Annotated in this window: 20 protein-coding genes; 8 read left to right on the forward strand and 12 right to left on the reverse strand. The window is 70.4% G+C overall.

The annotated features are described in order from the left end of the window. Nucleotides 1-139 precede the first annotated feature (139 nt). Nucleotides 140-967: a gamma-glutamyl-gamma-aminobutyrate hydrolase family protein gene (locus Q0817_RS12215; RefSeq protein WP_298587858.1), complete on the reverse strand. Its 828-nt coding sequence runs from the start codon at nt 965-967 to the stop codon at nt 140-142. Between the two features lie 478 nt (nt 968-1,445). On the opposite strand from Q0817_RS12215, the gene Q0817_RS12220 reads away from it, so the two are divergent. The 3 genes from Q0817_RS12220 to mdlC all read left to right on the forward strand — a co-directional run bounded on the left by Q0817_RS12220 (nt 1,446) and on the right by mdlC (nt 4,403). Continuing rightward, nucleotides 1,446-1,787 carry a hypothetical protein gene (locus Q0817_RS12220; RefSeq protein WP_298587861.1) on the forward strand — a complete coding sequence of 114 codons (342 nt, stop codon included), beginning with the start codon at nt 1,446-1,448 and terminating at the stop codon, nt 1,785-1,787. Nucleotides 1,788-1,932: 145 nt separating this feature from the next. Then, nucleotides 1,933-2,238 (forward strand): DUF4193 domain-containing protein, encoded by a 306-nt coding sequence (locus tag Q0817_RS12225; protein ID WP_298587864.1) that lies wholly within the window; start codon nt 1,933-1,935, stop codon nt 2,236-2,238. A gap of 572 nt (nt 2,239-2,810) precedes the next feature. Next, nucleotides 2,811-4,403, forward strand: a complete 1,593-nt coding sequence (gene mdlC / locus Q0817_RS12230) for a benzoylformate decarboxylase (RefSeq protein WP_298587866.1) — start codon at nt 2,811-2,813, stop codon at nt 4,401-4,403. A gap of 18 nt (nt 4,404-4,421) precedes the next feature. On the opposite strand, the gene Q0817_RS12235 is transcribed toward mdlC, so the two are convergent. Next, the gene (locus Q0817_RS12235) at nt 4,422-5,813 is read right to left on the reverse strand and encodes an MFS transporter (RefSeq protein ID WP_298587869.1); all 1,392 of its coding nucleotides are present in this window, start codon (nt 5,811-5,813) and stop codon (nt 4,422-4,424) included. 54 nt (nt 5,814-5,867) lie between these two features. Then, nucleotides 5,868-7,763, reverse strand: coding sequence for an FAD-binding monooxygenase (locus tag Q0817_RS12240; protein ID WP_298587872.1), 1,896 nt, complete (start codon nt 7,761-7,763; stop codon nt 5,868-5,870). 333 nt (nt 7,764-8,096) lie between these two features. Between Q0817_RS12240 and Q0817_RS12245 the strand changes: the two genes are divergently transcribed. After that, a complete protein-coding gene (locus Q0817_RS12245) occupies nt 8,097-8,831 on the forward strand; it encodes an IclR family transcriptional regulator (protein ID WP_298588008.1) in 735 nt (244 codons plus the stop codon). Here the strand turns inward: Q0817_RS12245 and Q0817_RS12250 are convergent. From Q0817_RS12250 to Q0817_RS12275, 6 genes are all read right to left on the reverse strand, one after another. After that, nucleotides 8,825-9,658, reverse strand: coding sequence for an HpcH/HpaI aldolase/citrate lyase family protein (locus Q0817_RS12250; RefSeq protein WP_298587875.1), 834 nt, complete (start codon nt 9,656-9,658; stop codon nt 8,825-8,827). The genes Q0817_RS12245 and Q0817_RS12250 overlap by 7 nt on opposite strands. Then, complete coding sequence (locus Q0817_RS12255) at nt 9,643-10,428, reverse strand: 2-keto-4-pentenoate hydratase (protein ID WP_058872784.1); 786 nt, start codon at nt 10,426-10,428, stop codon at nt 9,643-9,645. The genes Q0817_RS12250 and Q0817_RS12255 overlap by 16 nt, the downstream gene beginning before the upstream one ends. A gap of 291 nt (nt 10,429-10,719) precedes the next feature. Then, the gene (hpaD, locus tag Q0817_RS12260; RefSeq protein WP_298587879.1) at nt 10,720-11,886 is read right to left on the reverse strand and encodes a 3,4-dihydroxyphenylacetate 2,3-dioxygenase; all 1,167 of its coding nucleotides are present in this window, start codon (nt 11,884-11,886) and stop codon (nt 10,720-10,722) included. A 47-nt stretch (nt 11,887-11,933) separates the two neighbouring features. Beyond that, nucleotides 11,934-13,487, reverse strand: a complete 1,554-nt coding sequence (gene hpaE / locus Q0817_RS12265) for a 5-carboxymethyl-2-hydroxymuconate semialdehyde dehydrogenase (RefSeq protein WP_298587882.1) — start codon at nt 13,485-13,487, stop codon at nt 11,934-11,936. Next, nucleotides 13,484-14,173, reverse strand: coding sequence for a GntR family transcriptional regulator (locus Q0817_RS12270; protein WP_298587885.1), 690 nt, complete (start codon nt 14,171-14,173; stop codon nt 13,484-13,486). Before Q0817_RS12270 ends, hpaE begins: the two co-directional genes overlap by 4 nt. After that, on the reverse strand, nt 14,170-15,738 hold the full coding sequence (locus Q0817_RS12275; protein ID WP_298587888.1) for a fumarylacetoacetate hydrolase family protein: 1,569 nt from the start codon (nt 15,736-15,738) through the stop codon (nt 14,170-14,172). Before Q0817_RS12275 ends, Q0817_RS12270 begins: the two co-directional genes overlap by 4 nt. A 181-nt stretch (nt 15,739-15,919) precedes the next feature. Between Q0817_RS12275 and Q0817_RS12280 the strand changes: the two genes are divergently transcribed. Further along, complete coding sequence (locus Q0817_RS12280; RefSeq protein ID WP_298587890.1) at nt 15,920-16,414, forward strand: SRPBCC family protein; 495 nt, start codon at nt 15,920-15,922, stop codon at nt 16,412-16,414. Here the strand turns inward: Q0817_RS12280 and Q0817_RS12285 are convergent. Then, nucleotides 16,411-16,914, reverse strand: coding sequence for a DUF3237 family protein (locus Q0817_RS12285; RefSeq protein ID WP_298587893.1), 504 nt, complete (start codon nt 16,912-16,914; stop codon nt 16,411-16,413). The two genes, Q0817_RS12280 and Q0817_RS12285, sit on opposite strands and share 4 nt — an antisense overlap. Beyond that, nucleotides 16,911-17,840, reverse strand: a complete 930-nt coding sequence (locus tag Q0817_RS12290; protein ID WP_298587896.1) for a LysR family transcriptional regulator — start codon at nt 17,838-17,840, stop codon at nt 16,911-16,913. The genes Q0817_RS12285 and Q0817_RS12290 overlap by 4 nt, the downstream gene beginning before the upstream one ends. A gap of 106 nt (nt 17,841-17,946) precedes the next feature. Between Q0817_RS12290 and Q0817_RS12295 the strand changes: the two genes are divergently transcribed. From Q0817_RS12295 to Q0817_RS12305, 3 genes are all read left to right on the forward strand, one after another. Beyond that, nucleotides 17,947-18,996 (forward strand): MBL fold metallo-hydrolase, encoded by a 1,050-nt coding sequence (locus Q0817_RS12295; RefSeq protein ID WP_298587899.1) that lies wholly within the window; start codon nt 17,947-17,949, stop codon nt 18,994-18,996. A gap of 26 nt (nt 18,997-19,022) precedes the next feature. Continuing rightward, nucleotides 19,023-20,354 (forward strand): MFS transporter, encoded by a 1,332-nt coding sequence (locus Q0817_RS12300; RefSeq protein ID WP_298587902.1) that lies wholly within the window; start codon nt 19,023-19,025, stop codon nt 20,352-20,354. A gap of 596 nt (nt 20,355-20,950) precedes the next feature. Continuing rightward, complete coding sequence (locus Q0817_RS12305) at nt 20,951-22,024, forward strand: acyltransferase (RefSeq protein WP_298587905.1); 1,074 nt, start codon at nt 20,951-20,953, stop codon at nt 22,022-22,024. A gap of 205 nt (nt 22,025-22,229) precedes the next feature. Here Q0817_RS12305 and Q0817_RS12310 read toward each other — a convergent pair whose 3' ends face one another. Then, complete coding sequence (locus Q0817_RS12310; RefSeq protein WP_298587908.1) at nt 22,230-22,937, reverse strand: MerR family transcriptional regulator; 708 nt, start codon at nt 22,935-22,937, stop codon at nt 22,230-22,232. Between the last annotated feature and the right edge of the window lie 119 nt (nt 22,938-23,056).

Below are 23,056 nucleotides of genomic sequence, written 5' to 3' on the forward strand. Positions count from 1 at the left end.
GGGACCTCCGCAGCGGTCGGGTCGGGACGTCGCCGGCGGCGCAGCGGCGCTGCCTCGAATGCCGTCCCGCTCCGTCGGCCGTGCGCCCGTCCGTGCCGCGGCAAGGGCCTGCGCGGCACGGACGGGCGGCGGGACGGGTTCACGCGGCCACCAGCGAGACCTCCGGGGTGCGGTGCCGGGCGGAGCCGGCGTGGTCCACGAAGGCGGAGAACAGTCTCCGTCGATCCGCCCCCGGAGCGTGGGAGTCCTCCGGGTGCCACTGCACACCGATGGTCCAGGTGCGGTCACGGTGCTCCGTCGCCTCGACCATGCCGTCCTCGGCCACCGCGGTGACCCGCAGACCGGGGGCCACGACGCCCACCGCTTGGTGGTGGTGGGACCGGACGGTGAGCCGCCGGGCGCCGTAGACACCCGCCAGCATGCTCTCCGGCTCCAGCGTGACCTCCTCCTCCGTGCACACGGCCTCCCCGGGCTCGCCCCGGTGCCGGTGCCAGGTGTCCAGGTGGGCGATGAGGGTCCCCCCGCAGGCCAGGTTGAGCAGCTGGGATCCCCTGCCGACGGCCAGCAGCGGGACGTCACGGCCCAGGCTCTGGTCGATGAGCTGCAGGGTGTAGAGGTCAGCGCGTCGGTCCACCCCGTACTCGTGGGGCACGGGGCCCTCCACGCCGTAGAGGGAGGCGTCGACGTCCCCGCCTCCGAGGACCAGCACCCCGTCCGCGGCCGCGGTGACGGCGGGATCGGGCAGCTGCCGGGCACTGGAGTCGACCAGGACCGGGCGGGCCCCGGCGTCGACCAGGGTCTGCAGGGCGGTGCGGGTGAGGCGGCGCATCAGATCCCGGGCCTCAGGAGTGAGGCCGGGGAAGTTCAGCGAGACCACGACGGCCACGGTGGGCGCTGCGGCCCGCAGACTCCACAGCCCCACGGGGGTCACCTCGTGCTCATTAAGACGAACAGTCCGGTGGTTCATGCGATCATCTCCTGTTCGATCATGAGGTCTTCGTTCTGGGTGAAGGGTGGTCGTCCTCGTGCTGGCACCTCGGACAAATTCGCCTGTCGAAGGTGATGCGGATCACTCTGCCCGAGCCGACAAGGCCGCGTCCCCCCTCGGGGAAAAGAAGATTCCCGAATATTCGCGGTCGACGAAAATCGGCGTCACCGCCGCGGACACCGGTCACGAGCGGCGGCCACGCCCCTGTGCGCCCGGTGTCAGCACCGGGGAGGACAGCTCATCGTCACACTGTTCAATGCACTTCCACGGACCTCGGCCACATGCCTAGTCTGAGTGATCATCGCCGGACCCCCCCCGGTCCGGCGATGCGGCCCAGCCCCAGGCCGCCCCCTCCCCCTGCGCACAGGAAGAAGGCATCATCCCCTCCGCCTCCGGGGCGCTGGCCGTCGAGCTGCACCCCCACTCCCCCACCCGATGGATCGCCACCTACTACCCCATGAACGAGACCCCGGCGGGACGCTGGGCCGAGGTCACCTGGCCCCTGCACCAGGTGCTGGTACCCCTCCCCGTCGATCCCGCGGAGACGGCACGGTGGCTGGAGGTGCGCAGCGCCGATCCCGACCACCCCTGCTACGCCCGCCACCAGGCCTGGGCGCACCGCCTGGCCGCCGGGTACACCGCGGCGCTGGCCGCCTTCGACGCCGACTCCGCCGACGGGCCGCGGTCGCTCCACGAGGCGTTGCGGCGCACCGACGTCACGACCGTCGTTCCCGCCGGGCAGCTGTCGGAGTGGGTGCTCGACGACCTCGAGGACGAGACCTCGGACGCCCGCCGCTAACCGGGACGGCACCGTCCGCCGCGGTGGTGCGGGTGCCGCAACCACAGGGACGCACCGGACCCTCGTCCGGTGGGGTACACTCTGGTCCTTCCGTGCAGAACCACCCTGCACAGCACCACCCCGTTCCAGGAGGACGCACCACATCATGGCCACCGACTACGACGCTCCGCGCACCCGACCCGAGGACGAGCCGGCCAACGAGTCCCTGGAAGCGATCCAGGTCCAGCGCAGCGCCACCACCCAGACCGCGGTCATCGACGCCGAGGACTTCGACACCGCCGAGGGCATCGACCTGCCGGGGGCGGATCTCTCCCACGAGGAGCTCACCGTGGCCGTCGTCCCCGAGCAGGCCGACGAGTTCACCTGCGGCTCCTGCTTCCTGGTCCGCCACCGCTCCCAGCTCGCCCGTCAGAAGAACGGGACCAGCTACTGCACCGACTGCGAGGGCTGAGCCCGGCCCCCTCCGGCAGGACCGGCGGCCCGGGGTCCTCGGGGAACTCCGGGTGCTGGGGCGCCGCGGCGGGTCACGATGGCCGCCGCGACCTCCCGGGATCGCCGGTCGAGGCCGGGACAACCGTGGGTCCTTTCCTTCGGGACGCCCACCGTGAGGCATCCCTGGTGTCGTTCCTATCGCGGCCCGGCCTGAGGTGACAAGAGCCGCGGTCGCTCCGGATCCGGCTCTGCCGTCCCCGGGTGGGGAACCCGACGGCGCCGCGGCCGGGCCACGGTCCGTCCCCGCCCACCCGTGCCCCGGGCCGGGACCGATGCTCTCGCGGTCCCCGACCGCCCGGGGCAGACCGCGGTCGGCGGGCCCCGGCCGCGGTCGGCGAGGAGCGGATACGCTGGGCTCAACAGCACGCTGTGGCGACGACCGGTCGAATCCACCCCTCCGAGAGGCAGGGGTCCACAGGATCTCGGGCCGGGCCTTCCGCCGGATCGGACCGAGGAGTTCCGGACCAGCATCCAGGCCGTCGAACCAGCGGAGCGGCCGCGTTGCACCACTCACTTGACGGGAGTCGAACCATGGCAGACGGCAGGACAGTCCTGGAGGCCTCCGCGGACCTGTTCCGTGCGCACGGAATGACCCTGATCTTCGGCAACCCGGGGTCCAACGAGCTGCCCTTCCTGGCCGGGTTGGGCGAGGACTTCGACTTCGTGCTGGGACTGCACGAGCAGGTGGTGGTGGGCATGGCCGAGGGCTACTCCCGTGCCACCGGCAAGCCGGTCCTGGTCAACCTGCACGCCGCGTCCGGTACCGGCAACGCCATGGGCGCGCTGACCAACGCCCGGTATGCGCACGTGCCGCTGGTGCTGCTGGCGGGCCAGCAGGTGCGGCGCACGGTCGGGCAGGAAGCCATGCTCGCCAACATGGAGGCGGGGATGCTGACCTACCCGCTGACCAAGTATGCGCACGAGCCCCTGTCCGCCACGGATGTGCCGCGCACGCTCTCCCAGGCCGTGCTCGAGGCCACCACCCATCCACGAGGTCCTGTCTACGTGTCGGTCCCCCTGGACGACTGGGGCGAACCGGCCCTTGCCGATGACGCCCTGCTCCTCGAACGCACGGTGACCACCGCGGGTGGGCTGCCCGATCGGATCGCCCGTGAGCTGGTCGCCGCCGTCGACGACGCCCGGAGCCCGGCGCTGGTGCTGGGCCCCCAGGTCGACGCGGCCGCGGTCGCGGATCCTGCGGTCTTCGCTGCCGTGCTCCGGCTGGCCGAGCACGCCGACGCGACGGTGTACGTGGCGCCGTCCCCGTCCCGGGCACCGTTCCCCACCACCCACCCCAACTTCGGCGGCGTCATGGTCCCGGGCATCGACTCGGTGCGCCGCCAGCTGGCCGGGCACGACACGGTGCTCGTGCTCGGCGCACCGGTGTTCCGGTACCACCGGTGGGAGCCGGGGGACTACCTCGAGCCGGGCACGCAGGTCTGGCAGGTGACGCAGGACCCGTCCGAGGCCACCCGCGCCCCCTTCGGCCGGGCGGTCGTCGCCGATGTCGCCGACGCCGTCACCGTGCTGGCCGAGGGCGTGCGGGACCGCGGTGCTCGGCGTCCGGAGCGCCGGTTGCCCGCGGCGAGGACCTCCCCCGAGGGGATGACGGGAACAGAGATCCTGGAGGTCCTGAACCAGCACGTCGACGACCGCGTCGTCTACGTCAACGAGACCACCACCCTCGACCTGGAATATCTCGAGCGGGTCGCCGTCGACCGACCGGGCGGGTATCACTTCCCAGCCTCCGGCGGCCTCGGCTTCGGCCTGCCGGCCGCCGTCGGGATCTCCCTGGCCGTGCCGGCGGCGACCGTCGTGGCCACGGTCGGCGACGGGTCCGCCAACTACGGCATCACCGCGCTGTACACGGCGGCGCAGCGGGCCACCCGCACCGTGTTCGTGATCGTCAACAACTCCGGATACGGCGCGCTGGCCGGATTCGCCCAGCGCATGGGCGTGCCCGACGTGCCGGGCCTGGTCCTGGGCGAGATCGACTTCGTGTCCCTCGCCCAGGGATACGGGGTGCCCGCCACCCGCACCACCACCCGGGCGGAGTTCGAGGAGGCCTACCAGAAGGCTCTGCGGGCGGACGGCCCTGCCCTCATCGACGCCCGGGTGGTGTGAGGCCCGGGACCGGCTCCTTCAGCTCCTGGAATCACTCATCCGGCGGGGCCGGGCCGGCATCGGACGCTTGTCGAACACCGTGCTCCCGATCTCCTGCTCGGTCTGGTTGTTGATGGACAGGTCGATCCCGGAGCGGTCCCGGACCAGGCTGACGGCGACCAGGGCCACCACGCACATCCCGATCAGGTAGACGGCGATGGCGGGCGTGCCGCCGGTGGCGTCGAGCAGGGCCTGGGCGATCATCGGCGCGAAGGCACCACCGAGGATGGCGCCGATCGCGTAGGAGATCGACACGCCGGAGAACCGGATCGATGCCGGGAACAGCTCCGAGTACAGGGAGGCCTGGGGGCCGTAGGTCAGGCCCGTACCGATGCAGATGAGGCCCAGTCCGATGTACAGGTTGAGCAGGGAGCCCGAGTCGATGAGCAGGAACAGCGGCCAGATCGTGAGGATCAACCAGACATAGCCGATCTGGTAGGTGAGCTTGCGTCCGATGCGGTCGGAGACGATCCCGGCCCCCAGTGTGGAGACCAGCCATACGGTGGCGGCGAAGGTCATGGCGACCAGCACGTCGGTCCGGGAGAGCCCGACCGCGTCCGAGGTGGCGTAGGCGGGGATGAAGCCGCCGGTGGACATGTAGCCCACGGCGTTGTTGCCCACGAAGATCAGGGCCGCGATGGCCACGAGGTGCCAGTACTTGCGGAACAGCTCCACGATCGGGACGCTCGCCTGCTCCTTCTTGGCGGCGATCTCCTGGAAGACGGGGGACTCGTCCACGGCGATGCGGACGAAGTAGCCGACCGCGATGAGAACGATCGAGGCGGCGAACGGAACGCGCCAGCCCCACTCGAGGAACTGCTCCCCGGGGGAGATCACCCCGGTCATCAGGGCGGTGACGGCGGTGGCCAGCAGCAGGCCCAGGGGCACGCCCAGTTGGGGCATGGAGCCGGCCAGCCCACGGCGCTCGGCCGGCGCGTGCTCCACGGCCATCAGGGCCGCCCCGCCCCACTCGCCGCCGGCCGAGATGCCCTGGATGATGCGCAGCAGGACCAGCAGCACCGGGGCGAGCACCCCGACGGACTGGTAGGTGGGCAGCAGGCCGATCAGGGTGGTGGCCCCGCCCATCATGATCAGCGTGGTCATGAGGATGACCCGGCGGCCGAGCTTGTCGCCGTAGTGCCCTGCCAGGAAGGCACCCAGCGGACGGAACAGGAAAGAGATCCCGACCGAGGCGAAGGCCAGCAGCAGGCCGACGGATTCCCCCGCGGGTTCGAAGAACAGCTGGGAGAACACCAGGCCGGCCATGGTGGCGTAGATGAAGAAGTCGTACCACTCGACGGTGGTGCCGATGAGCGTGGCGGCGGCGACGCGGCGCTGGTTGGCCCGGTCGGAGTGTCGGGATTCGGTCACGGTTACCTCGGAGTGTCGGTGGTGGGGATCGTGGTCGGGGGTGGCCGTGACCGGTCAGGAGCTGAAGATCGGCGTCAGGAAGTCCGACAGCTCGGCGGTCGCGGTCAGCGGCAGCACGTGTGCGACGTACTGGTCCGGTCGGACCACCACGACCACGCCGTCCCGGCTCAGCCCCCGGGCCGCGTAGATGTCGTCGGCCGGGTCCGTGCCCCACACCTTGTTCAGGTTCGAGATCTGGAACGGGCCGACCTTCGGGCGGAACACGGACGGCACCTTCATCAGTTCCACCTCATCGTGCGGCTGCTGGTAGACCACGTTGAGGTCGAACAGGGCGTCGAGGTCCTGGCCCTCCGGGGTGAACCGGCGCACCGGGGACTCCGCGGAGTCCATCCACTCGGCCCAGGCCCGCAGCGCCGAGTCCTCCGCGGAGGACACGGCGGCGTCGGCGAAGGCGTAGATGCGCCACCGCCCGTCGGCGGTGTGCTGGTGGCCCAGGAACTTCGGGTTCGTGTCCGAGACGCGCTTGACCGGATGCGCCTTGAAGCGCTTGCCCAGGGGGAAGCCCGTGGCGAGGTCCTGGTGCACCGCCTCGCCCACGAGCAGCCCGGCCGGGTACTCCGTCATGAAGCCCGCCGGGAACTCGGCGGTCTTCTGGTAGAAGTCCTCCAGCGCGGACGCGCTCCCCAGCTCCTCCGGCTTGGCGGCCATCATGGCGGACCACTCCCGGTCGAAGTCGATGAGGTTCTGGGCCACGGGCTGGCGCTCGGCCGAGTAGGTGGACAGCAGCGACGCCGGGCTCAGCCCGGTCAGCACGTGGCCCAGCTTCCAGCCCAGGTTGAACGCGTCCTGGATGGAGACGTTCATGCCCTGACCCGCCTTGGCCGAGTGGGTGTGGCAGGCGTCGCCCGCGATGAACACCCGCGGGCTGCGCTGTCCCGCCTCCTCGGTGGGGACGTCGTCGAAGCGGTCCGTCACCCGGTGGCCGACCTCGTAGACGCTCCACCACGCCACGTCCTTAACGTCCACGGTGTAGGGCGAGACGATCTGGTTGGCCTGGGCCACGATCGACTCGATCGGGGTCCTGCGGACGGCGCCGGCGTCGTCCGCGCTGACCTCGCCCAGGTCCACGTACATGCGGAACAGGAAGCCGCCCTCGCGCGGGATGTGCAGGATCGATCCGTGCTTGGACTGGATGGCGCACTTGGTGCGGATGTCCGGGAAATCGGTCTCGGCCAGGACGTCCATGACGCCCCACGCGTGGTAGGACACCGCACCCACGTGCTGGGCACCGATGTCCCGGCGGACCTTCGAGTGCGCGCCGTCGCCCCCCAGGACGTACTTGGTGCGCACGACGCGCTCCTCGCCCGGGCTCGTGCCGCCCTCCGGCTGGTCACCGGTGCGCTTCAGGGTCACGGTGACCGGGTACTCGCCCTCGCCGACCTCGAGCTTCACGAACTCCCAGCCGAAGTACGGTGCGGTCCGGGACGGGGCGTTCTTGGCGAAGCGGGCGAAGTAGTCCAGCACGCGCGCCTGGTTGACGATCAGGTGCGGGAACTCGCTGACGCCCGTGGGGTCGTCCACGGCCCGTGCGGTCCGGACGATGTGCTCCGGGTTGGCCGGGTCCGGCTTCCAGAAGTTCATCTCGCTCAGGTGGAACGCCTCGGCGGTGATCTCCTGGGCGAAGCCGAAGGCCTGGAACGTCTCGACGCTGCGGGCCTGGATGCCGTCGGCCTGGCCGATCTCCAGCCGGTAGGGGCGGCGGTCGACGAGGCAGGTCATGACGTCCGGGAAGCTGGCCAGCTGGGCGGTGGCGGTCATGCCGGCAGGGCCCGCGCCGACCACGAGCACGTCCATGGTCTCGGGCAGCTCGGGGGAACGGTCGATGCCCACACCGGCGGCGGGCTGGACACGGGGGTCCGTGGACACGTACCCGTGGTGGTGGAACAGCATGGGGGCCTCCTGGCGGAATCAGAGAAAGGAGAGGGAGGAACGATCTGTGTGTTCTATAGTGGAACACGTCGTTCTTTTATCGAACTCTTGATCAGGATCATATACGTTGGGTGATCGTCCTCACAAGACCCTGCGATGCCGCTCACTCCCCGCTGCGGTGGAGGCATGGTCGTCCCCGGGCCGAGACCCGTCAGGCCTCCGGTGCCGCTCCGCGACCCGGCCCGGGGAACCTCGTCAGACCGCCCACAGAAAGGGGCCACGGTGAACGCTCAGGGACGTCCTTCCGCCCAGGTGCCGGCGAGCAGGACGCCGGCCGCGCAGTCGACCGGGAGCATGCAGGGCCGGGCCGCCGCTGCGGCAGCGCCCTCGCAGACCCTCTCCCGGGGGCTGCGCATGCTCGAGCTCGTGGTCTCGGCCGAGGAGGCGCCCACGATCGCCGACGTGGCCGCCCAGCTGGGCGTGCACCGGTCGATCGCCTACCGGATCCTGCGGACCCTGGAGAGCTACGGCCTGCTGACCCGGGACTCCACCGGCCGGCTGATCGGCGCGCCCGGGCTGGCGGTGCTCGCGCGGGGAGTGCAGCAGGACCTCCAGTCGGCGTCCCTGCCGGAACTGACCGCGCTGGCCAACGAACTGCAGATGAGCGCCTTCGTGGCGGTCTGGGGCCAGGAGGAGTGCATCACGCTGGTGACGGTGGAGCCCTTCCGCGGTCACGCCGTCACCCAGCGTCCAGGGACCCGCCACCCGCTGGACCGTGGCGCCCCCGGGCTCGCCGTGCAGGCGGGCATGGACCCGGACGAGCTCACCGAGCTGACGGGCGGCGTCCGCCCCCGCGCGGAGGTGGAGCAGGCCCGGGAACGCGGATTCGCCGTCAGCAGCAACGAGGTGCTGGACGGGGTGTCCTCCGTGGCCGTTCCCCTGCGTGTTCCCGGCCACCTGCCGGCGGCACTGGCCGTCGTCTACGCCACCCGCCAGCTCGACGTCGAGGCGCTGGGCCGGCGGCTGGCGCACAGCGCCGGGCTGGTCGCCGCCCGCCTCGGGCAGCGACCCGCCCCGTCGGATCAGTAGGACCCGCGCGGCGCCTGCTCCCCTGCTGCCGGAGCGCACCAGGCGTCGGCGAGCGCCTCGGTCCCGCGGGCCAGCAGCGCGACGTCGGCGCCCACGTTGACGAAGTCGGCGCCGGCGTCGAGATAGTCCTGGGCCTGGGACGGCGCGAAGGCGTTGACTCCCACGAACTTCCCCGCCTGCCGCACGGCGGCGATGACGTCCTTGACGGCGAGCACCACGTCGGGGTGGCCCTGCTGGCCGAGCAGGCCCATGGAGGCGGCCAGGTCGGAGGGACCGATGAAGATGCCGTCGATGCCGTCGACCGCGGCGATCTGCCGGGCGTTCTCGACGGCGGCGGCGGACTCGACCTGGACGACCAGGGTGACCAGATCGGCGGCTCGGTCCAGGTAGTCCGGGATCCGGTTCCACCGCGCCGAGCGGGCCAGTGCGGAACCGACCCCCCGGACCCCGCGCGGCGGGTAGTGCATGGCGCGCACCGCCGCCTCGGCGTCCCCGGCGCTGTCCACCATCGGGATGACGAGGGACTGTGCGCCCAGGTCGAGGAACTGCTTGACCAGCACGGTGTCCAGCGCGGGCACGCGCACCACGGGGACGGCCGGGTAGCCGGCCATGGCCCGCAGCTGGGACTGGACGGTCTCGAGTCCCAGCGGTGAGTGCTCGGCGTCGAGCAGGAGATAGTCCAGACCGGCCGAGGCGCAGATCTCGGTCGCAGTGGGGTCACCCGAGCTGACGAACATGCCGGCCGCCGGCCGCCCGCCGCGCTCTGCGCGGGCGGCCTCGGTGAACAGGTCCTTGAAACTGGGCTGCGGTTCTAGGCGAATCGGCATGTGATGGTCCCCAGCTCTCCGTAGTCGGCGTACACGGTGTCCCCGGCGTGGACCCACATGGGGCGGGTGAACGACCCGGCGAGGATGATCTCCCCGGCCTCCAGCCGGTCCCCGTGGCCGGCGATCCGGTTCGCCAGCCAGTGCACCCCGTTGGCCGGGTGGTTGAGCACCCCGGAGGCCACCCCGGTCTCGATGATCTCCTCGTTGCGCCACAGCGCCCCGGCGACCCAGCGCAGGTCGACGGCGTCCGGGGCGACCGGGCGGCCCCCGATCACCATGGAGCCGAGCGCGGCGTTGTCCGAGATGGTGTCGGTGATGGTCCGGCCCTCCATCTCGATGCGCGAGTCCAGCACCTCGAGGGCCGGCACCACGTACTCGGTGGCGCGCAGCACGTCGAAGAGGTTCACGCCGGGGCCGGCGAGGTCCTCCTTCAGGACGAAGGCCAGCTCCATCTCGATGCGCGGGTGGGTGTACCGCGCCCACTCGTACACGTGGCCGGACTCGACCACCTGGTCGTCGAAGATCACCCCGTAGTCCGGCTCGTCGATGCCGGTGGCGTCCTGCATGGCCTTGGAGGTCAGCCCGATCTTGTGCCCGGCCTTGGTGCGGCCGGCCTCCTCCTGCCGCTGCGCCCAGATCCTCTGCACCGCGTAGGAGTCCTCGATCTCCATCTGCGGGTACCGCTTGGTCAGCCGCGGCACCGGCGTGCGGTCCAGTCCCGCCCGGTGCAGCTCGTCGGCGATCTTCACATGGGTCTCGTGGTCCAGCATGTCCTCTCCTGTGTTCTGCGGGTGCTCTGTCTCCGAGACGGCGGCGGCCGGCCGGCTCCATGCATGGAGCCGGGCCGCCCCCCCACCGCCCCGGGGGGGGGGCAGCGGGTTTCGGGGCGGGATGCCGCCGGGGGCCCCCCCCCCTGGGGGGGGGGGGGGGCGCGTTGTTCCCGGGGGTTGGGGGGTCCTGGTTGCCCGGGGGGGGGGGGGGGGGGGGGTGTGTGGGGGGGGGGGGGGGGGCGGGCGGGCCCCTGGCGGGGCGCGGGCCGGCCGCCATCGCTCCGGGGAGGGTCAGAGCTGGTTTCCGAGCTTGAAGCCCTTGGCGGCCTCGCCCTTGTAGGTGCCGTTCGCGTCGCCCTCACGGGTGTAGGAGAACCCGTCGGCGCCGATGGTCACCTCCATCTCGGAGTCCTCGGTGCGGGCCACGACCTGCTGCGGGTTGCCGTCCAGGTCCAGGACCAGGGAGGCCTCGGTGTACCAGGACGGGACCACCGGGTTGCCCCAGAAGTCACGGCGCTGGTTGTCGTGCACGTCCCAGGTGACGACCGGGTTGTCCGGGTCGCCGGTGTAGTAGTCCTGGGTGTAGATCTCGATCCGGTGGCCGTCCGGGTCGAGGATGTACAGGTAGAACGCGTTGGAGACGCCGTGGCGGCCGGGTCCGCGCTCGATGCGGTCGGAGATGCGCAGGGCGCCCATCTTGTCGCAGATCGCCAGGATGTTGTGCTTCTCGTGGGTGGCGAAGGCGACGTGGTGCATGCGGGGGCCGTCGCCGCCGGTCATGGCGGTGTCGTGCACGGTCGGCTTGCGGCGCATCCAGGCGGCGTACACGGTGCCCTCGTCGTCCTGGATGTCCTCGGTGACGCGGAAGCCCAGGTCCTGCATGAACTTCGTGGCGCGCGGCACGTCCGGGGTGACCTGGTTGAAGTGGTCCAGGCGGACCAGGGCGCCCGGGGTGTACAGGTCGTAGCGCCAGGCCAGCCGCTCGACGTGCTCGACGTCGTGGAAGAACTCGTACGGGAAGCCCAGCGGGTCCTGGACGCGCACCGAGTCGCCGATGCCCTTGGTGAAGCCCTCCGGGCGGCGCTCCACGCGGCAGCCGAGCTCCTCGTAGAAGGCCACGGCCCGGTCCAGGTCCTCGGGGCTGCGCACCCGGTAGGAGAAGGCGGCGACGGCGGCCACCGGGCCCTTCCGCAGCACGAGGTTGTGGTGGATGAACTCCTCCAGGGACCGCAGGTAGACGGTGTTCTCGTCCTCCTCGGTCACGGTCAGCCCCAGCACGTCCACGTAGAACTCCCGCGAGCGCTCCAGGTCGGTGACCACGAGCTCCATGTAGGCGCAGCGCAGGATGTCCGGCGCGGGCGCCTGCGGGGTGGGGATCGGGTTGTCGGAGCGGATCGGGGCTTCCTGCGAGACGTAGAAGCCGGAGGACGTCATCGTCCGGTCGTCGAGGTGGGTCATGGTGCTGTCCTTTGTGCTGAGTGGTGGGTGTCGGCAGGGGCGGAGGATCAGGCCTGGAGCTCCTCGGCGGCCTGCTCCTGGCGGCCGAAGACCGGGTTGTGCACCTCGCCGAGGTTGATGTGCACGGCCTGCTGGTCGGTGTAGAAGTCGATCGACCGGTAGCCGCCCTCGTGGCCCAGCCCCGAGGCCTTCACCCCGCCGAAGGGGGTGCGCAGGTCGCGGACGTTGTTGGAGTTCAGCCACACCATGCCGGCCTCGACGTTCTGGGCGAAGTTGTGGGACCGCTTCAAATCGTTCGTCCAGATGTAGGCGGCCAGGCCGTACTTGGTGTTGTTGGCCAGCGCCAGGGCCTCCTCGTCCGTGTCGAACGGGGTGATCGACACGACGGGGCCGAAGATCTCCTCCTGGAAGATCCGGGCGTCCGGGGCGACGTCGGCGAAGACGGTCGGCTGGATGAAGTTGCCCTCGGGGAACTCCTCCGGACGGCCGCCGCCGGCGGTCAGGCGGGCCTCCTGCTTGCCGATCTCCACGTAGGACATGACCTTCTCGAAGTGCTCGGGGTGCACCAGGGCGCCGACCTCGGTGGTCTCCTCGTGCGGCAGGCCGACCTTCACGCGCTGGGCCTGGGCGGAGTAGCGGGACACGAACTCGTCGTAGATGCCGCGCTGGACCAGGATGCGCGAGCCCGCGGTGCAGCGTTCGCCGTTGAGGGAGAAGACCCCGAAGATCGTCGCGTCGATGGCCGCCTCCAGGTCCGCGTCCTCGAAGACGACGGCGGGCGACTTGCCGCCCAGCTCCATGGACAGGCCCTTGAGGTACGGCGCGGCGTTGCCGAAGATGATCTGGCCGGTGCGGGACTCGCCGGTGAAGGAGATCAGCGGGACGTCCGGGTGCTTGACCAGGGAGTCGCCGGCGAAGCCCTCCTCGCCGTAGCCGTGGACGATGTTGAACACACCGGCCGGCAGACCGGCCTCCTCGAAGATGCCCGGCCACAGGGAAGCGGACAGCGGGGTGAACTCGGCCGGCTTGAGCACCACGGTGTTGCCGGTGGCCAGCGCCGGACCCAGCTTCCAGGACTCCAGCATGAACGGGGTGTTCCACGGGGTGATGAGCCCGGCCACGCCGATCGGCTTGCGGTTGACGTAGTTCATCTGGCGGCCGGGGACCTTGTAGGTGTCGTCGGCCTGGGCGACGATCAGATCCGCGAAGAAGCGGAAGTTCTCGGCGGCGCGCTGTGCCTGGCCGAGCGCCTGCTTGATCGGCAGACCGGTGTCGAAGCACTCCATCTCGGCCAGGTCCTGGCCGCGGGACTCCACGATGTCGGCGATCCGGTGCAGCACCCGGGACCGCTGACGCGGGAGCATGCTCGGCCACGGGCCGTTCTCGAAGGCGTCCTTGGCGGCGGCGACGGCGGCGTCGATGTCGGCGACCTTGCCGGAGGCGGCCTGCAGGTAGGGCTGGTTGGTGACCGGGTCCAGCACGTCGAAGGTGTCGCCGTCGATCGAGTCGACGTGCTCGCCGTTGATGTAGTGCTGGATCTTCTCCGGCAGATGGGCCGGGACCCAGCGCTGTGCGGTGTCGGTGGTGGTCTCGGTGCTCATGGGGTGTCCTTTCGGCGTGCAGTGTCCTGAGGTGTGCTGTGCGACGCCAGGTAGGCGTCGAGCGTGTTGAGTCGGTGCTGTCTCGCGGCTGCCTCCACGGCGTCGAAGGGCGCGCCCTGGGCGATGAGGTCCAGCAGGTGGTCGTGCTCGTCCACGGAGGCACGGGCCCGGCCGGGGACGTAGGCGAAGGTGGACGAGCGCAGGGCGGCCAACCGGTTCCAGCCGCGGTGCACCAGGTCCAGGATGTGTGGATTCTGGTGGTGCTCGTAGAGCGTGGAGTGGAACTGCTTGTTCAGCGCGGTGAACTGCACCGGGTCGAAGTCGTCCAGCACCCGGCGCATCCGGTCGTTGATCTCCCGGGCCCGCTGCAGCTCGGCTCCGGTGACCAGCGGCGCGCACTGGGCGGTGGAGAACCCCTCGACCAGGGCGAGGGTCTCCATGGTGTAGCGGTACTCCACGGGATCGATGCCCACCACGGTGGCGCCGACATTGCGCTCGTAGGCCACCAGCCCGTCCTGCTGGAGCCTCCGCACGGCCTCGCGCACCGGGACCACGGACATCTCGAGCTCGGCGGCCAGCTGGGCCAGCACCAGGCGGCTGCCCGGGGCGAAGCGGCCCTGCTGGACCCCCTCGAGGATGGCCTGGTAGGCCGTCTCCGACTTGGACGGGAGGACCTCGGTGCTCACCGGGCGTCCCGGTCGGCGTGCAGCTGCTGGTGCTCCTGGTACTTGCGCTTCCACTCGGCGTTGGGCGGGAACAGCCCGTCCACGGGGTGCCCTTCGGCCACCCGGTCGTACACCCAGGCGTCCTGCTGCTCCTGCTCCCAGGCGTCGGCGATCGCCTCGGTCAGCAGCTGCGGGGGGACGACCACGACGCCGTCGTCGTCGCCGATGACGATGTCGCCCGGCTGGACGGTGGTCCCTCCGCAGGCGACCGTCCCGCCGACCTCCCAGGGGATGTGGCGGCGGCCGAGCACGGCCGGGTGGACGCCGCTGGAGTAGACCTGGATGCCGACCTCGGCGACAGCGGCGCTGTCCCGCACCCCGCCGTCGGTGATCACCGCGTTGGCGCCCCGCACCTTGGCGCGCAGGGCGAGGACGTCGCCGAGGGTGCCGGTCCCCTTCTCGCCGCGGGCCTCCATGACCACCACGTCGTCCGGCTGCACCGTGTCCATGGCGCGCTTCTGGGCGTTGAATCCGCCGCCGAAGGCCTTGAACAGGTCCTCCCGGTTGGGCACGTAGCGCAGCGTCTTGGCGTAGCCGAGGATGCGGTGGCCGGGATGGGTGGGCCGCACGCCGTCGATCGTGGCGTTGTCGATCCCCCGCTTGCGCAGCTGCGCGGTGATGGTGGCCACGGCCGTCTCGTTGATCTTCGCCCTGAGCTCGTCGGTGAGCAGGGTGCGGTCGGGGACCGGGGCGGCCGGCACGTAGTGGTACGGCTCGGCGTCGGCCGCAACCGGCGCCAGCCCGGCGGCCTCCCGTGAGCCCCAGGCCTCCTCCCGCTGGGTGTCGTCCACCTGCGGGCCGTGTCCGTAGGACGCCATCGGCGCCTCGCCGGCCACCACGCGGGTGACCAGCCGTCCGCTGGAGGGAGCGCCGGGCGCCTCGGGCGCATCGACCTCGACCTCGACGACGTCGCCCGGCTGGGCCACGGAGGAGCCGGCCGGGGTGCCCGTCAGGATGACGTCGCCCTCCTCCAGTGTCATGAGCTGGGACAGGTCCGCCACGAGCTGGCCGAAGGGGAAGACCAGCGCCTCGGTGGTGTCGTCCTGGACGAGGTCCCCGTTGACCCAGGTCCGGACGCGCAGCGCGGCCGGGTCGAGCCCGGCGGCCGGGATGACGTTCGGCCCCAGCGGGGTGTAGCCGTCCCCGGACTTGTTCTTGACGTTGGAGCCCTTGTCGGCGTGGCGCAGGTCGTACAGGCCCCAGTCGTTGGCCGCGGTGATGCCGGAGACCTTGGACCAGCCCTCCTCGGGGCCCACCCGGCGGCACGTCTGCCCGATGATCAGCGCGATCTCGCCCTCGTAGGCCAGCAGCTCGGTGCCGGCCGGGCGCTCGATCGTGGCGCCGGTCCGGGCGATGGAGGTCCCGGCCTTGAGGAAGTAGCCGGGGAACTTCGGGGAGCGGCCCCGCTGGGCGATGCGGGAGGGGTAGTTCAGGTGCAGCGCGATGACCTTCCCGGGGCGGCTCGCCCTGTCGGTGAAGTCAACGGGCCCGGTGGCCCCGGGAGGAGCCGGTGTCGTCTCTGCCATGCCGTCCTGCCTTCGTGGTCTGCGGAGGTGGCCCGGGTCCAGCACGTCCAACGGTGCGGCCCGGGTCTCTTGCTGGCGATCGTATACGATGTGACGTGATCGACGCCACCCCATGAAGGGAATCCGCCTGATGGCCGCCGGACCCTGGAGCCGGTTCGGGACCAGGTCCTACGATGGCCGCATGGCCCGCACGGACACCGCCTCACGGGTGGTCCCCGCCTCCCCCGAGCGGGTCTACGCCGCCCTGACCGACCCGGACGCGCTCACGGCCTGGCTGCCGCCGGAGGGGATGACGGCCCGCTTCGAGCACTTCGACGCCCGCCCGGGCGGGTCCTACCGCATGGTTCTCACCTACGACGACGCCGCGGGCGCCCCCGGCAAGACCACCGCCGCGTCCGACGTCGTGGAAGCACGCTTCGTGGACCTCGTCCCCGGCGTGCGCGTCGTGCAGACCGGGGACTTCGTCTCCGACGACCCGGCCTACGCCGGCACGATGACCATGACCTGGGAGCTCACCCCGGTCGAGGACGGCACCCGCGTGGAGATCCGCGCCGAGAACGTCCCCGACGGGATCTCCGCCGAGGACCACGCCGCGGGGTTCGCCTCGTCGCTGGCGAACTTGGCCGATTACCTGCGGGCCGGCACCGGCCACAGAAACTCAGGGAGCCTGGACTAGCCGACGCGGAAGACCTGGATCAGCACGCCGTCCGGTCCTCGTTCGCCGGTGCCGATGAACAGGGTGCGGTTCATCCACGCGTGCGGACCGGCCTCATCGGCGGTCAGTCGTGGCACGCAGCAGAAATAGATTCTGGCGGGGTCGACGGTGCCACCGGCCATCACCGTGCGCAGGTCCTCCGGCGTCCCGGCACGCAGGGCGCGGTTCTGCACCAGGATGTGGTGGCCGTCGTCGAGCTCCAGGACGTAGTCGGCGGCCAGGTAGGCCAGATCGTCGGTGGGGTACTGCTGGAAGTCCGCCCCGACGTCAAGCACCCGGCCGGCGACTCCGGGGCCGTGGACCCGGCCGCCGCGGATCGGGACCACGCGCCGCACTCCGTCCACGGTGGCACCGACAGTGATCGGGGCGTCGACGTCGACTTCGATCGTGGCGATGTACTCGAGCGGCGGCGCAGGTGGCGTACCAGGGGCGGGCGGGTTCTTCTGGTCGCGGGTATTCATACGTGGTCCTTTCCTTGATGGGCTTCCGGTGACCGGTTCGATGTCCTCAGCACGTCGATGGCCGCGGCGACCCGGCGGGGTGGGCGGTGACCCGCCGGCACGACTGCCACCACGGAGTTGGTCGGGACGTCGTCGGCCACGAGGCGGTACACCACCTCGGTCTCGTCGAATGTTGCACCGGTGGCCGGCAGGCTGTTGGCGAACGAGTAGCCGAGGCCGCGGCCGACGAGGGTGCGGATGGTGTCCATGCTGGCACTGCGCCAACCGACCCGGATGCTCAGCCCCACGGACTCGACGATCGCCGTCATCCGCTCCGCGGTAGGAGGGACGTCCAGCAGCACGGCCGGTTCCTCGACGACCTCACGGAGCCACACCGACTCGGCTCCGGCGAGCCGGTGATCGGCGGGCAGCATGAGATGCAGGCGCACCGGGGCGATCTCGACTCGGTCGAGGTCGGTGTCGGCCTGCTGGGAGTAGAGAAACACGACGTCCAGGCGCCCGGTGCGCACCTGCTCCTGCAGCTCGTGCGGCGCACCCTCCTTCAGGCGCAGGTCCACGAGCGGGTGCTGGTGCGTGAAGTACTCCACCAGGGGCGGCACCAGCCGCGGCGACAGCGTCAGGCTCATCCCGACCCGCAACGGTCCGCGCATGCTGCCCGCGCTCTCCGCAATCGCTTCCTGCGCCTCAGCCACCCGCTCCAGGACGCCACGGGCATGGGCAGCGAACTCCACCCCAGCAGGAGTGGGCGCAACCTTCCGGGAGCGGCTGCGCACCAGCAAGGGTGTGCCGACAGCCTTCTCCAGCTCCGCCACGGCCATGGATGCGGCGGCCTGGGAGATGTGGCATGCCGCGGCCGCGGCTGTGACCGATCCCAGGTCCACGGTGGCCACGAAGTACTGCAACTGTCTCAGGGTCAGCTCTGGCATCAGTTCCTCTGATGAGACAAATCGATTCAATTGAATTTTCATATCTAGTGACCCAGCTCACACTAGAGGTTATTCCCAGTCCCACCACTTTCCCTGGAGGACATTCGTGAGCATTCCGGACACCGACTCCTTGCAACCCCGCATCGTCACCCTCGGCACCGCCGGCGGACCGCGCTGGTGGCGTGCCGAGCCAGCGAGCCGGCGCACCGGCATCGCCACCGCCGTCGTAGTGGGCGAGGCGGTCTACCTGGTGGACTGTGGCCACGGCGTGGGCCGGCGGATGGCCGAGGCCGGCTTGGAGATCCGCGACCTGCGCGGCATCTTCCTGACCCACCTGCACTCGGACCACACCGTGGACCTGGCCAGCCTGGCCATTTTCGGGCTCTACGAGCTGCTGGACCGGGTCGGTGACCCGGTGCGGATCATCGGCCCCGGCAACCGCGGGGCGCTGCCGCCCGCCTCGCCGCGGGCCGTCGTGGCGCCCACCCCGCTTGCCCCGGACTGCCCGACCCCGGGGACGCAGGAAATGTTCGAGACCCTGATGCGGGCCCACGCCACGGACCTCAACGACCGGATCATCGACTCGCTGCGCCCCTCCCCCTTCGAGCTCTTCGAGGCCCAGGACATCGTCGTCCCAGCCGGCACCGGCTACCACCCCAACGACAACCCGACCCCGGACATGGACCCGTTCGAGATCTACCGCGACGAGCTGGTCACCGTGTCCGCGATCCTCGTCGAGCACCCGCCGATCGCCCCGGCCTTCGGCCTGCGCTTCGACACCGCCGAGGGCTCGGTCACCTTCTCCGGCGACACCGCCTACACCCCGAACATGATTCGGCTGGCGCGCGACACCGACCTGCTGCTGCACGAGGCCATCGACTTCGGCTACGTCGACCGGCTCTACGGCGACAAGACCGACGAGGGCTCCCGTGCCGCGCGGGACCACCACTACAAGTCCCACACCTCCGTGACCGACGCGGCCCGTGTCGCCCAGCAGGCCGGGGCCCGCCAGCTGGCCCTGCACCATCTCGTGCCCGGCACCGCACCGGATGCGGTGTGGCAAGAAGCCCGACTGCACTTCGACGGCGTCTTCCACGTGCCCGACGACCTCGACGTCATCGACCTGCATCCCGCCCTGGACCGTATCGCTCTCTGACCCACATCATCCTCTGAGGAGCCACTGTGACGACCACACCCACCACCACCCAGCAGAGCCCGCCGCCTTCCGGTCCGGCGGTCCAGGAATCGCTGAACACCAAGGACATGCGGCGCATTCTGGCATCGAGCTTCGTCGGCAGCGCCATCGAGTACTACGACTTCATCCTCTACGCCACCGCCGCTTCTCTGGTGTTCAATCACGTCTTCTTCGCCAACCTCGACCCCGCCGTCGCCTTGTTCGCCTCGTTCGCGACCATGGCCGCCGGCTACCTCGCCCGCCCCCTCGGGGGCATCGTCTTCGGGCACTACGGCGACCGCATCGGGCGCAAGAAGATGCTGGTGCTGTCCATGCTGCTCATGGGCGGAGCCACCGTGCTCATCGGCCTGCTGCCCACGACCGCGCAGATCGGCCTTGCGGCCCCAGTCATCCTCGTGCTGCTGCGCCTAGTCCAGGGCGTGGCCGTCGGTGGCGAGTGGGGCGGGGCCGCCCTCATGGCCCTGGAGCACGCCCCACAAAGCAAGCGCGGCTTCGCCACTGTCTTCGCCAACGCCGGCGGCCCGGCCGGCGCCATCCTCGCCACCCTGGTCGTCTCGGCCGTCTCGGCCCTGACCGGTGACCAATTCCTGGAGTGGGGCTGGCGCATCCCGTTCCTGCTCTCCGCGGTCCTGATCGTCGTGGGCATGGTGATCCGCCTGAAGGTCACCGAGACCCCCATGTTCGCCCAGCTCACCGAAGTCGGCGAGAAGCGCCGCCTGCCGCTGACGGACGTGCTGCGCAACCACCCGCGCGCGGTGGTCCTGGCACTGGTCGCCGCCACGAGCTTCTACTGCTGCCAGGGCCTGCTCACCGTCTGGGGAGTCTCCATCGCCGCCGCAGAAGGAGTCGACCGTGAAGCGCTGCTGAACTGGAAGGCCGCCGGCGCGGTCGTGACCCTCCTCGTCACCTTCTGGGCCGCCCGCATGAGCGACCACATCGGCCGCCGCAAAATGCTGACCATCGGTGGGGTCATGGGCATCGTGGCCGCCTACCCGCTGATGCTCCTGCTCAACAACGGGACACTGTGGGGCTTCGCCGTGGCCATCATCATCGGCCAGGGCGTGATCCAAGGCCTGCTGTACGGCCCGATCGGCGCCTTCATCGCCGAGCAGTTCCCCACCCGCGTCCGCTACACCGGTGCGTCGCTGGCCTACCAGGGCGCCTCAGTGCTCGGCGCCGGCTTCACCCCGATGATCGCCACCGGGCTGATGATCGTCGGTGGCCTCACCCTGGTGGCGGTGTTCTGGATCACCGTCCTGGCTGCGGGCGTGGTCGCTGTACTGCTGACCAAAGAAAGTTCCCGCACGGCCCTCAGCTGAGCACCCCCTCCCGCGGCGGCCACCCCTCGCAACGACGCAGGGATGGCCGCCGCTGGACGGAACGGGGACTGCCGGCAGACCAGCGGCACCCGCAATGAGTGCACACCGGGACCGCCAGCACGGTGGGTTGAGGCTCCTGATTCATCTGCCACTGTGACGAAGCATCCCCGCGACCACTTCATCCCAGACACCTCCGCACAACTACTCATCGATCGGGGTCCTGTGCGCTGGCACCGAGCCAGGGCCTTGGATCATCCTGGCCAACAAACGCACCTTTGTGGCCTGGATTCTCCGTGAGCCGTCAATGACGACGAATCTGTTCCTGCTCGTCCTACTCGCGGTCCCCTAACCGGCCATATGTAAACCAAACGGCCCCTTGTTGGCCGTTTGCCGGCGTGATTCCGTCCCCACTTGTGCAGCACAGCACGCAACCATGCATTTGCATAACTAAACTCGTGCTCGGACGGGTGGGGGCCCGGGGTCACATCTGCTCCTGCACCCGGCGGACCGACCACATCCTGCAGCAGACCACAACGGCCGCGCTGCCCGCACACTTTCGGAAGGCAGCTGCCGTGGCCACGACTCTCCAAGAACGCTTGAGCGACCGTCACAACCGCCTCAACGCCATCCGCCTGGGCCTGGCGTCCCTGGTGATCCTCGGGCACGCCTGGCCGCTGACCGGCGCGGACGGCCCGACCCTCGTTTTCCTCTCCGACGTAGCCGTCAACGGCTTCTTCGTGCTCAGCGGCTACCTCATCGCCGAGAGCAGGGTGCGGACCACCCTGGTGCCCTACCTCTGGCGGCGGTTCCTGCGCATCTACCCGGCCTTCCTGGTGAGCCTGCTCGTGGTGGCCGCCGTCTTCGCCCCACTCGCGGCCGTACTCGAGGGCAGGCCGCTCGACCTGGCCTCCGCCGCTGGCTTCGTACTGAACAACGCCGACCTGAAGATGTCGCAGTGGGGCATCGACGGGACCCTGGTCCGGGTCCCGGCCCCGGACTCCTGGAACGGCTCGCTCTGGACGCTGTTCCACGAGGCCCTCGCCTACCTGCTGATCGGGCTCGTCCTCAGCCTCGCCGTCGCGGCGCGGCACGCCCGGTGGGTGCTGCCGGGAATGTTCCTCGTCGTGCTCGTCCTGCGCCCCCTGCTCGAAGGGCCGCTGGAGGTCACGACCAGCATCTATTTCAGCGGCGCCCGGCTGGTGGGTTACTTCCTGGCGGGCGCGGCGGTCTGGGCCTGGGCGGGGACGTGGCGCCCCACCTGGGTGCACGTCGCGGGCGCCGGCGTCGTCTACGCCGTGCTGACGGACCAGGGCTGGGCGGACCTGTACGGGCAGCTGCCGCTCGCCGTGCTGCTCCTCGGCCTCGGCGCCGCCCCGTCCCGGAACTGGACCACCCGCACCGACCTCTCCTACGGCGTCTACATCTACGCCTACCCGGTGCAGCAGCTCCTCGTGCTGCTCGGCACCGCGTCGTGGGGCGTGGCCGTTAACTCCGTGCTCGTCCTCGTGCTGACGCTGCCCCTGGCGCTGCTGTCCTGGAGGCTCGTCGAGAAGCCCGCCCTGCGGGCCAAGGCGTGGCTGGATCCCCGCGACCGGCCCGACCGACGGGTTCCCTCCCCCGGCGCAGAGGACCCACACGCCGCGGCCGTGACGGGTCGCCATCCGGACTGACCCGGCCAGGCCGCCAGCGACCTGGCGATGCACCCGCCCCCGGGAAACCCCTACTGCAACATCGCCGCGCAGAAAATGGCCGATAGCTGGCCAGGTGTACAGGTGATGCTTGCAGGTGCTCTTTTGGCACAGCGCGGGAGCGTCCCGCCGTGGCCTTCGCGACTGCCCTGCATGCAGTTGGCGGTTCGCGCCTCGGGAGACGTGCTCAGGGTGAGACCAGGTCCCCGTGGTCTCTTTCGCGGAGGGCGTCGAACACGGTCGAGGTGCTCCGATCCTGGGTGGAAATGGTCAAGGTACAGCGCCCGTCTTCCAGGTGCAGTGTGAAGGTCGTGCCATGGTCGTTGTCGTGCTCGATCCGGGCCAGGGCTGAGACCTCGAGGAGCCGCTCGACGGGTACCTCGACCACCAGGGAGTCGCCGTCGTCCGACACCGGGCAGTGGCGAAGGATGTCCTGCCAGTGGCTTCGGCGTCTGGCGCGGCCGCCGTCATCGATCCACCGCTGACCCGGGGAGTCGGAGAGCACCAGGAACGCGCACTCTGAGCGGCATCGCTGAGGGCTGTCGGGACAGGCCATGACGTGTCTGCTGGCGGCGTTGAGGTGCTCGTGGAGTCTGTTCAGCTTGGCCAGGCTGTCCTGGACCTGCCGCAGTTGCTCGGTGAGCAGTGGATGCAGGGCGGCTTTGACCTTCGTGCAGGTCCCCGTATCGGCCAGCTCCAGCAGGTCCTTGATCTCCGGCAGCTCCAGGCCGAGTTCTTTGGCGGCATCGATGAACGCCAATTGCTCCAGCGTGTGCTCGCTGTAGACCCGGTAGCCGTTGTCCGTGCGCTGCGGGGCGAGCAGCCCGACGGACTCGTAGTACCGCAGTGTTGTGGCCGGCACCCCGGAACGGGCGGAGACCTCGGAAATGCGCACACCCCCACCCTAGGCACCCCCGGCTTGACCTTCTACCAGGCTCGAAGGTTTACGGTCCTCCCATGGCTTCCGTAACCACCGCGCCCCGCGTGGACATAGCAGACCGCCCCTGCCGCGAG

This window comes from uncultured Kocuria sp. (genome assembly GCF_947500125.1).
GTDB lineage: Bacteria > Actinomycetota > Actinomycetes > Actinomycetales > Micrococcaceae > Kocuria.